Below are 5,312 nucleotides of genomic sequence, written 5' to 3'. Positions count from 1 at the left end.
GGTGACCGACGGGCGGGCGACGGGCGGGCCGGAGCCGGTCGCGCTGGCCTCGCGTGCGGCGCGGCTGTTCGCCGCCGACGGGGTCGCCTCCGTGGTCGTGGACTGCGAGTCGGGGCCGGTGCGGCTGGGGCTCGCCGGGCGGCTGGCCGGTGAGCTGGGCGGCAGTGCCGTGACGCTGGACGAGCTGCGGGCGGACAGCATCGCCGGGCTGGTGAAGGACGTGCAGAGGAGGGCCGCGTAATGCCGAAGGGACAGCCGAGTGTCGTACCGGACGACGGGCTGACGACCCGGCAGCGGCGTAACCGTCCGCTGGTCGTCGTGCACACGGGCATCGGCAAGGGGAAGTCGACCGCCGCGTTCGGGCTCGCCCTGCGGGCCTGGAACCAGGGGTGGCCGATCGGGGTGTTCCAGTTCGTCAAGTCGGCGAAGTGGAAGGTCGGCGAGGAGAACGCGCTGCGGGTGCTCGGCGCCTCCGGCGAGGGCGGGTCCGTCGACTGGCACAAGATGGGCGAGGGCTGGTCGTGGGTGCAGCGCGATCAGCAGATGGACAACGAGGAGAAGGCCCGCGAGGGCTGGGAGCAGGTCAAGCGGGACCTCGCCGCCGAGACGTACAGGCTGTACGTGCTCGACGAGTTCGCCTACCCGATGCACTGGGGGTGGGTGGACACCGACGAGGTGGTGTCCGTGCTGCGGGAGCGGCCGGGGACCCAGCACGTGGTGATCACGGGGCGGAACGCGCCGGAGAAGCTGGTCGGGTTCGCCGACCTCGTGACCGACATGTCCAAGGTGAAGCACCCCATGGACGTCGGGCAGAAGGGGCAGAGGGGCATCGAGTGGTGAGCTCCGTCCCGCGGTTGGTGATCGCCGCGCCCTCGTCGGGGAGCGGCAAGACCACCGTCGCCACGGGGTTGATGGCCGCGCTGTCCGCGCGGGGGTTCGCCGTGTCTCCGCACAAGGTGGGGCCCGACTACATCGATCCCGGGTACCACTCGCTGGCCACCGGGCGGGTGGGGCGGAACCTCGACGCGTATCTGTGCGGTCCCGAGCTGATCGCTCCGCTGTTCGCGCACGGGGCGGACGGGTGCGACATCGCCGTGGTCGAGGGCGTGATGGGGCTGTACGACGGGGCCGCGGGGGAAGGGGAGCTGGCGTCCACCGCGCAGGTGGCGAAGCTGCTGCGGGCGCCGGTCGTGCTGGTCGTCGACGCGTCGTCGCAGTCCCGGTCGGTGGCGGCGCTGGTGCACGGGTTCGTGAGCTGGGATCCGGAGGTGCGGGTCGGGGGCGTGATCCTGAACAAGGTCGCCTCGGATCGGCACGAGGGGCTGTTGCGGGAGGCGTTGGAATCCGTGGGGGTTCCTGTGCTGGGGGTTCTGCGGCGGGCCGCTCAGGTGGAGACGCCGGCTCGGCATCTGGGGCTGGTGCCGGTGGCCGAGCGGGGTTCCCTGGCTGTCGAGGCCGTCGCCGCGATGGGCGCGCAGGTGGCCGACGGGTGTGATCTGCCGGCGCTGGTCGCGCTGGCGCGGAGTGCGGGTCCCTTGGCGTGTGCGGCGTGGGACGTGGGTGAGGCCCTGGTTCCTTCGCCCCCGCCGCCCCTTCCCTCCCCCACTCCCGGCTCCGCTCGAGCGGGGGGACCCCCATCGTCCCCGGGGGCTTCGCCCCCGGACCCCCGTCGGCCCTTCGGGCCTCGTCCTCGAACGCCGGACAGGCTGGTGGTTGCCGTTGCCGGTGGGAGTGCGTTCACGTTTTCCTATGCCGAGCACGGGGAGTTGCTGGCCGCCGCGGGGGCCGAGGTCGTCGTCTTTGATCCCTTGCGGGACGAGGAGCTGCCCGAGGGGACGGCCGGGCTGGTCATCGGGGGCGGGTTTCCCGAGGTGTACGCCTCCGAGCTGTCCGCCAACGAGGCGCTGCGCGAGGCCGTCGCGGAGCTGGCGCTGAGCGGTGCTCCCGTCGCGGCCGAGTGTGCCGGGCTGCTGTATCTGAGCCGGGAGCTGGACGGGCTGCCCATGTGCGGGGTGCTGGACGCCTCCGCGCGGATGTCGGAGCGGCTGACGCTGGGGTACCGGGACGCCGTGGCCGTGGGCGACAGCGCGCTGGCCGGCGCCGGTACGCGGATGCGGGGGCACGAGTTCCACCGGACCGTCGTCGAGCCGGGGGCCGGGGACTCCCCCGCCTGGGGGATGCGGGCGCCCGAGCGGCGTGTCGAGGGTTTTGTACAGCGCGGTGTGCACGCGAGCTATCTGCACACGCACTGGGCGTCCGGGCCCGGTGTCGCCCGTCGGTTCGTGGAGAGGTGCCGCACGTCATGAGCAGCAGGCTGATCGGGGTCGGGGTCGGGCCCGGGGATCCGGAGCTGGTGACCGTCAAGGGGGTCAACGCGCTGCGGGCCGCGGACGTCGTCGTCGTACCGGTGATGGACAGCGGTGAGCGGGGGCGGGCCGAGGCGACCGTGCTGCACTACGTGCCCGGCGGGAAGGTCGTCCGGGTGGTGTTCGCGCTGAACGAGCGGACCGACCGGGCGCGGCGCGAGGCGGCCTGGGACGCCGCCGGTGAGCGGGTCGCCGGGCTGCTGAGGGAGTACGGGGTCGTCGCCTTCGCGACCATCGGGGACCCCAACGTGTACTCGACGTTCACGTACCTCGCCCAGACCCTGGTGGAGGCGGTGCCGGACGTCGTCGTCGAGACCGTTCCGGGGATCACCGCCATGCAGGACCTCGCGGCGCGTTCCGGGGCCGTGCTGACCGAGGGGACCGAGCCGCTCACGCTGGTTCCGGTGACCGCGGGGGCCGCCGTGCTCAAGGACGCCCTGGCCGGGCCCGGGACCGTCGTCGCGTACAAGTTCGGGCGGCAGGCCGGTGAGGTCGCCGAGGCGCTGTGGGAGACCGGGCGGATCGATGACGCGGTGTGGGGGTCGGCGCTCGGGCTGCCGGAGGAGTCGGTGCGGCCGGCCGCCGAGCTGGACGGGGCGCCGCTGCCGTATCTGTCGACGCTCATCGCGCCGCCGCGGCGTGACGGCGGGCGGGGCGGCAAGTTGTGAGCCGGGCCGGGTCGTCCTCAGTGCGCGGCGCCCACCACCAGCCAGATGAACAGCGCGCCCGCGATCGTGCACAGCAGGGTGGAGCGGGCCGGGTGTTCGTGATGGGCCTCGGGCAGGATCTCGGCCGCCGCGAGGTAGAGCAGGGCGCCGCCGAACAGGCCGAGGTAGCCGCCGAGCAGCGGTTCCGGGATGGTGAGGAAGAGCGTCGAGGCGGCGCCCACCACCGGTGCCGCCGCGTCCGCGAACAGCATCATCAGCGCGCGGCGGCGGGCGTTGCCGTAGACGCGCGTGAGGGTGTACGTGTTGAAGCCGTCCGCGAAGTCGTGGGCGATCACGGCCACCGCGACGGCGGCGCCCATGCCGCCGCCGACCTGGAAGGCGGCGCCGATCGCCACGCCGTCCATGGCGCTGTGGCCGACCATCGCGGCGGCGGCCGTGAGGCCCACCTCGGGCGTGCGGCCGTCGCTCTCCTCGGCGCCGTGTGCGGCCTGTCGGTGGGCCAGCAGGCGTTCCACCAGGTGGGCCAGGAGGAAGCCGGCGACGAAGAGCAGCAGGGCCGCGGGGACGCCGTACACCTCGGTGCCGGCCGCCTCCAGGGACTCCGGGAGGAGTTCGAGGCCGACCACCCCGAGCATCAGGCCGCCGGCCAGGCCCAGCACCAGGTGGCGGCGGTCGGTCACGCGGTGTGCCGACCAGCCGCCGGCCAGCGTCATCAGGAACGCGCCGAGCGCGACGAGGACCGCCATGTGTTCTTCGTATCCGATCGGCGCCCGTTCGCGCACGCGTGACAGCCGCTCACCGCCCACCGTCTTTGACCATTCGCCAGAGAGGACCGATTTCCATGGCCGACGCCCCCACCGGCAAGGTGACCTTCGTCGGGGCCGGCCCCGGCGCCGCCGATCTGCTGACGTTCCGTGCCGCGCGTGCCATCGCCGAGGCCGATGTCGTGATCTGGGCCGCCAGCCTGGTGCAGGAGGAGGTCCTCCGGCACGCGCGTGAGGGCGCGGAGATCCTCGACTCGGCGACGATGTCCCTGGAGGACGTCGTGGCCGTCTACGAGCGGGCCCGCGCGGACGGGCTGAAGGTCGCGAGGATCCATTCCGGCGACCCCGCGCTGTGGGGCGGCACCCAGGAGCAGGTCGACCGGTGCGCGGAGCTCGGCATCGCGACCGAGATCGTGCCCGGGGTGTCGTCCTTCTCGGCCGTCGCGGCGCTCGCGCAGCGGGAGCTGACCATTCCCGAGGTGGCGCAGTCCGTCGTGCTGACCCGGCTCGGCGGCGGCAAGACGCCGATGCCGCCGGGTGAGGAGGTCCGCGAGTTCGCGCGGCACGGCACCACCATGGCGGTCTTCCTGTCGGCCGCCCGCAGCGGGCAGCTGGTGCGGGAGCTGCTGGAGGGCGGCTATCCGACGTCCACGCCGGTCGTCGTCGCGTACCAGGCGACCTGGCCGGAGGAACTGGTCGTGAAGTGCACGATCGGCACGCTGGAGGAGACGGTCAAGGAGCACAAGCTGTGGAAGCACACGCTGTTCCTGGTCGGCCCGGCGCTCGACGCGCACGGCACCCGCTCGCACCTGTACCACCCCGGTCACTTCCACGGCTTCCGCAAGGCCGACCCGGAGGCCCGCCGGGCGTTGCGTTCGCGGGGTGCGAGCACGTGATCACCGTGGTCGGAACGGGTGCCGGGGCGCCGGTCGACGCCCGGGTGACGGCGGGGGCGGAGCTGGTGGTCGGCGGGCGGCGGCACCTGGACGCCGTGCGGCTGCCGGAGGGGGCCGAGCGGATCGTGCTCGGGCCGCTGGCGCCCGCGCTCGACACCATCGGGAAGTACGTCGCCGAGGAGCGGCCGGTCGTGGTGCTGGCGTCCGGGGACCCCGGGTTCTTCGGGATCGTGCGGGCGCTGGCCGAGCGGTTCGGGCCGGAGCGGCTCGACGTGCGCCCCGGTGTCTCCTCCGTCGCCGCCGCGTTCGCGCGGACCGGGCTGACGTGGGACGACGCCGTGGTGGTGAGCGCGCACGGGCGGGATCCGCGTACGGCGGTGAATCTGTGCCGGGCCCATCCGAAGGTCGCCGTGCTGACGGGCCCCGGGGCCGGTCCGGCCGAGCTGGGGGCCGCGCTGCGGGACACCGGACGCGTGCTGGTCGTCGCCACCTCGCTGGGTTCCGCCGAGGAGCGGGTGGAGCGGGTGACGCCCGCCGAGGCCGCCGGGCGGGACTGGGGCGCGGCGGTGAGTGTGGTGCTGTGCCTGGACGAGGCGCGGGCCCTCGGGCCGGTACGGA

6 protein-coding genes and 1 pseudogene are annotated in these 5,312 nt (G+C 73.9%); 6 read left to right on the top strand and 1 reads right to left on the bottom strand.

Going from position 1 to position 5,312, the window contains the following annotated elements:
- The 4 genes and pseudogenes from B7767_RS19535 to cobI all read left to right on the top strand — a co-directional run.
- Nucleotides 1–241, top strand: a pseudogene (locus B7767_RS19535) (magnesium chelatase); the annotation flags it as partial.
- The gene (gene cobO / locus B7767_RS19530) at nt 241–840 is read left to right on the top strand and encodes a cob(I)yrinic acid a,c-diamide adenosyltransferase (protein WP_085573310.1); all 600 of its coding nucleotides are present in this window, start codon (nt 241–243) and stop codon (nt 838–840) included. The pseudogene B7767_RS19535 and the gene cobO, both read left to right, overlap by 1 nt.
- Complete coding sequence (locus B7767_RS19525) at nt 834–2,306, top strand: cobyrinate a,c-diamide synthase (RefSeq protein ID WP_085573309.1); 1,473 nt, start codon at nt 834–836, stop codon at nt 2,304–2,306. Before cobO ends, B7767_RS19525 begins: the two co-directional genes overlap by 7 nt.
- Nucleotides 2,303–3,034, top strand: coding sequence for a precorrin-2 C(20)-methyltransferase (gene cobI / locus B7767_RS19520; protein ID WP_107486192.1), 732 nt, complete (start codon nt 2,303–2,305; stop codon nt 3,032–3,034). The genes B7767_RS19525 and cobI overlap by 4 nt, the downstream gene beginning before the upstream one ends.
- A gap of 17 nt (nt 3,035–3,051) precedes the next feature.
- On the opposite strand, the gene B7767_RS19515 is transcribed toward cobI, so the two are convergent.
- A complete protein-coding gene (locus tag B7767_RS19515) occupies nt 3,052–3,780 on the bottom strand; it encodes a ZIP family metal transporter (RefSeq protein WP_085573311.1) in 729 nt (242 codons plus the stop codon).
- Nucleotides 3,781–3,875: 95 nt separating this feature from the next.
- Between B7767_RS19515 and cobM the strand changes: the two genes are divergently transcribed.
- Together cobM and cbiE are read left to right on the top strand one after the other, a co-directional pair.
- Complete coding sequence (gene cobM, locus B7767_RS19510) at nt 3,876–4,694, top strand: precorrin-4 C(11)-methyltransferase (RefSeq protein WP_085573307.1); 819 nt, start codon at nt 3,876–3,878, stop codon at nt 4,692–4,694.
- Nucleotides 4,691–5,312: precorrin-6y C5,15-methyltransferase (decarboxylating) subunit CbiE (gene cbiE / locus B7767_RS19505; protein WP_085573306.1), on the top strand; the 622-nt coding region annotated here is incomplete at its 3' end. The genes cobM and cbiE, both read left to right, overlap by 4 nt.

This window comes from Streptomyces sp. 13-12-16, assembly GCF_002114215.1.
In the GTDB taxonomy this organism is placed as follows: domain Bacteria; phylum Actinomycetota; class Actinomycetes; order Streptomycetales; family Streptomycetaceae; genus Streptomyces.
Note: the sequence above shows the minus strand (reverse complement) of the source record. Positions and strands in the feature narration are given on the sequence as shown.

Excerpts from the sequence above, each read along its gene's own strand:
- cobI (WP_107486192.1), top strand. The coding sequence starts at position 2,303 with ATGAGCAGCAGGCTGATCGGGGTCGGGGTCGGGCCCGGGGATCCGGAG.
- B7767_RS19515 (WP_085573311.1), bottom strand. The coding sequence starts at position 3,780 with ATGGCGGTCCTCGTCGCGCTCGGCGCGTTCCTGATGACGCTGGCCGGC.
- cobO (WP_085573310.1), top strand. The coding sequence starts at position 241 with ATGCCGAAGGGACAGCCGAGTGTCGTACCGGACGACGGGCTGACGACC.
- cobM (WP_085573307.1), top strand. The coding sequence starts at position 3,876 with ATGGCCGACGCCCCCACCGGCAAGGTGACCTTCGTCGGGGCCGGCCCC.